Genomic DNA, 4,003 nt, shown 5'->3' with positions numbered 1-4,003 from the left:
TTGAAACTCATGCCGTTAAATGATTATTTTGATAGCGGCTTGACTTGGAATGCTTCAGGATGGGATTTGAAATATTCGACAGCGATAAATCCGCCGCCAATAATAATCAACAGGGCAATGGCCATGCCGATCATCGCTAAAATGAATTTGTCCATATTTGTCCGTTTGAATGAAGGCCGTCTGAAACACTTGAAAGCGTTCAGACGGCCTTAAAGTCAGGTTAATTAACGTTCGATTTGCGATACGTCGCGTACTGCGCCTTTGTCGGCGGAAGTCGCCATCGCGCCGTAGGCACGCAGGGCTGCGGAGACGTAGCGGTCGCGGTTTTCCGGTTTCCACGCTTTGCTGCCGCGTGCTTCCATTTCGGCACGGCGTGCGGCAAGCTCTTCATCGGAAATGACAAGGTGGATGCTGCGGTTTGGAATATCGATTTCGATGGTGTCGCCTTCGTGTACCAAACCGATTGCGCCGCCTTCTGCCGCTTCAGGCGAAGCGTGACCGATGGACAGGCCGGAAGTACCGCCGGAGAAGCGGCCGTCGGTCAGCAGGGCGCAGGCTTTGCCCAAACCTTTGGATTTCAGGTAAGAAGTCGGATACAGCATTTCTTGCATACCCGGGCCGCCTTTAGGGCCTTCGTAGCGGATAATGACGATATCGCCGGCCACGATTTGATTGCCCAAAATACCTTCTACTGCGTCTTCTTGGCTTTCAAACACGCGGGCGCGGCCGGTAAATTTGAGGATGCTCTCGTCCACGCCTGCGGTTTTCACCACGCAGCCGCGCTCGGCGATGTTGCCGAACAATACTGCCAAACCGCCGTCTTGCGAGTAGGCATGTTCAACATCGCGGATACAGCCTTTTTCGCGGTCGAGGTCGAGGGTTTTCCACATACGGTTTTGCGAGAACGCCTGAGTAGTGCGCACGCCGCCGGGAGCTGCTTTGAAACGCTCGATGGCATGGGTGTTTTCAGGGTTGGTCACGTCCCATTTTTCAATTGCGTCTTTCAGGGTCGGCGCGTGGATGGTGTACACGTCGGTGTGCAGTTTGCCTGCTTTGTCCAATTCTTTCAGGATGGCGAAGATGCCGCCTGCGCGATGCACGTCTTCCATATAGTAGTCGTGGTTGTTTGGCGCGGTTTTGCAGATGCAAGGTACAACGCGGCTCAGGCGGTCGATGTCTGCCATTTTGAAATCGACACCGGCTTCGTTGGCGACGGCCAACAGGTGCAAAATGGTATTGGTCGAGCCGCCCATGGCGATGTCCATGGTCATAGCGTTTTCAAACGCTTTTTTAGTGGCAATACTGCGCGGCAATACGGTTTCGTCGTCTTGCTCGTAGTAGCGTTTGGTGATTTCGACAATCATGCGGCCGGCTTCGAGGAATAATTCTTTGCGGCCTGCGTGGGTAGCCAGATAAGAACCGTTGCCCGGCAGGGAAAGGCCGAGTGCTTCGGTCAGGCAGTTCATGGAGTTGGCGGTAAACATGCCGGAGCAGGAGCCGCAAGTCGGGCAGGCGTTTTGTTCGACTTCTTCGACTTGTTTATCGCTGATATTGTCGTCAGCCGATTCGATCATAGCGTCAATCAAGTCCAAACGGCGTTCTGGTTGAATATTGGCTACGCCGATAACTTTACCGGCTTCCATCGGGCCGCCGGAAACGAAGATGGTCGGAATGTTCAGGCGCATGGCGGCAATCAGCATGCCTGGGGTGATTTTGTCGCAGTTGGAAATGCAGACCAGAGCATCGGCGCAGTGGGCGTTGACCATGTATTCGATGGAGTCGGCAATCAGGTCGCGGCTGGGCAGGGAGTAGAGCATGCCGCTGTGGCCCATGGCGATGCCGTCGTCAATGGCGATGGTGTTGAATTCTTTGGCAATGCCGCCGGCTTTTTCGATTTCACGGGCAACCAGTTGGCCCATATTGTGCAGGTGCACATGGCCTGGGACGAATTGGGTGAAGGAGTTGGCAATGGCGATAATCGGTTTGCCGAAGTCGGTTTCCATGACGCCGGTCGCACGCCACAATGCGCGCGCGCCTGCCATATTGCGGCCGTGGGTAGAGGTTTTGGAGCGGTATTCAGGCATTTTTGTTCCTTTGTTTTATGCTGAGGCCGTCTGAAATAGGCTGGTTGGTTGGCGGCCCGTTGTAGAAATAACTGGCTATTTTATACCAATTACGAGCGATGAAGCACGCTATTTTGTAATAAAACTAAACTGTGTTTGCTTCACCTGAATTTGCTGTCCTCTCGTTCAGACGGCCTGAAGTTTTCTTAGGATGAAACGTTGTCTTTCTCATTTGCAAAAAATGTTGGCATCAAAAAGTGATATGATAGGGAACTTCTCACATTTCTAAGGATAAGACGATGAAAAAAATCATGTTTGCATTGTGTTCGGCCATGTTGGCTTCTGCTGCGTCTGCCGCTGTTTATAAAGTGGACGAATTCCATGCCAATGCCCGCTTTGCCATCGACCATTTCAACACCAGCACCAACGTCGGCGGTATTTATGGTTTGACCGGCAATTTGGAATTTGACCGTGCCAAACGCCAAGGCTCAATCGATATCGTATTGCCTTTGTCCAAACTGCAAACCGGTTCTGACCGCTTTACCCAACACTTGAAATCTGCCGATATTTTCAATGCAGACAAATACCCTGAAATCCGTTTTGTATCCACCAAATTCAATTTCAACGGCAAAAAACTGCTTTCCGTTGATGGCAATCTGACTATGAACGGCAAAACTGCGCCGGTGAAACTCAAAGCCGACAAATTCAACTGCTACCAAAGCCCGATGTTAAAAGCAGAAGTGTGCGGCGGCGATTTCAGCACCACCATCGACCGTACCAAATGGGGCTTGGATTATTTGGTAAGTGCCGGTATGAGCAAAAAAGTTAACATAAATATCCAAATCGAAGCAGTGAAACAATAATACTGCTTGATTTCAAAATAAAGGCCGTCTGAACAGGTAAGGCAGAAATCGTTGATTTCGTTTATCCCTGTTCAGACGGCTTATGATTAAAGACGTTTAGGATTCTTTATTTTTATCGGCTTTGGCTGCCCAATAAGTTGCCAGAAGCGAGCCGGAGATATTGTGCCACACGCTGAACAATGCGCTGGGAACGGCAACGACCGGCGCGGCGGCAAAGTGTGCGGCGGCAAGGGCGGCACCCAAGCCTGAGTTTTGCATACCGACTTCGATGGCCAGCGTTTTTTGTGCATCATAAGGCAGGCCGGTCCATTTGGCGGCAAAGAAGCCGAGCAGATAGCCGATGCCGTTGTGGAGTACGACAACCGCGAAAATCAGCAGGCCGCTTTCAATAATCTTGCCTTTGCTGGCGCCGACTACCGCGCCGATAATCAGTACGATGGCGGCAACGGAAACCAGCGGCAGCGCGTCGGTCAGTTTTTCAGTTTTGTTGCCCAAGGCTTTATGGACAATCAAGCCCAAAACGATGGGGAATAAAACCATTTTGACGATGGACATCAACATACTGCCCGCTTGGATTTCCAGCATTTCACCGGCAAGCATCAGGAAGATAGCGGGGGTCAGCAATGGAGAAATCAGAGTAGAAACCGATGTAACGGCAACCGACAAAGCCACATTGCCGCGCGCCAGATAAGTCATTACATTGGAAGCCGTGCCGCCCGGGCAGCAGCCGACCAAAATCACACCGACTGCGATTTCGGCAGGCAGGTTTAACAGCTTGGCCAGCAGATAGGCGGTTGCCGGCATGATGGCGAATTGTGCAATCACGCCGATGATGACGGCTTTGGGGCGTTTGAACAAAATATCGAAGTCGGAAGGTTTGAGCGTCAAGCCCATGCCGAACATAATGATGCCCAGAAGCCAAGGAATGTAAGGGCCGACCCATTTGAAGGTGTCGGGTGCGAAAAAAGCGATGCCGGCAAAGAGCGCCGCCCAAAGGGAAAATGTTTTTCCAATAAAGTTGCTGATTTTATTGAGGATACTCATGATAATATGTTGTGAAGTTGTTTTTAAGGGAAA

General features: G+C 51.3%; 4 protein-coding genes. 1 reads left to right on the top strand and 3 read right to left on the bottom strand.

Annotation, left to right across the window (positions count from 1 at the left end):
• Positions 1–23 precede the first annotated feature (23 nt).
• Both ACTHS3_RS10560 and ilvD read right to left on the bottom strand, forming a co-directional pair.
• Positions 24–155, bottom strand: a complete 132-nt coding sequence (locus ACTHS3_RS10560; protein ID WP_256388404.1) for a hypothetical protein — start codon at positions 153–155, stop codon at positions 24–26.
• Positions 156–224: 69 nt separating this feature from the next.
• Entirely contained in the window at positions 225–2,084 is a 1,860-nt protein-coding gene (gene ilvD, locus ACTHS3_RS10555) for a dihydroxy-acid dehydratase (protein WP_003746398.1), read from the bottom strand.
• A 278-nt stretch (positions 2,085–2,362) separates the two neighbouring features.
• Between ilvD and ACTHS3_RS10550 the strand changes: the two genes are divergently transcribed.
• Positions 2,363–2,926 carry a YceI family protein gene (locus ACTHS3_RS10550; protein ID WP_004519939.1) on the top strand — a complete coding sequence of 188 codons (564 nt, stop codon included), beginning with the start codon at positions 2,363–2,365 and terminating at the stop codon, positions 2,924–2,926.
• Positions 2,927–3,022: 96 nt separating this feature from the next.
• Here ACTHS3_RS10550 and ACTHS3_RS10545 read toward each other — a convergent pair whose 3' ends face one another.
• Positions 3,023–3,970, bottom strand: a complete 948-nt coding sequence (locus ACTHS3_RS10545; protein ID WP_004519938.1) for a bile acid:sodium symporter family protein — start codon at positions 3,968–3,970, stop codon at positions 3,023–3,025.
• Positions 3,971–4,003: the final 33 nt, after the last annotated feature.

The sequence above is a fragment of the Neisseria sp. P0009.S007 genome, from assembly GCF_051962515.1.
The sequence above is the reverse complement of the archived record's forward strand: the minus strand, read 5'-3'. Positions and strand labels throughout refer to the sequence as shown.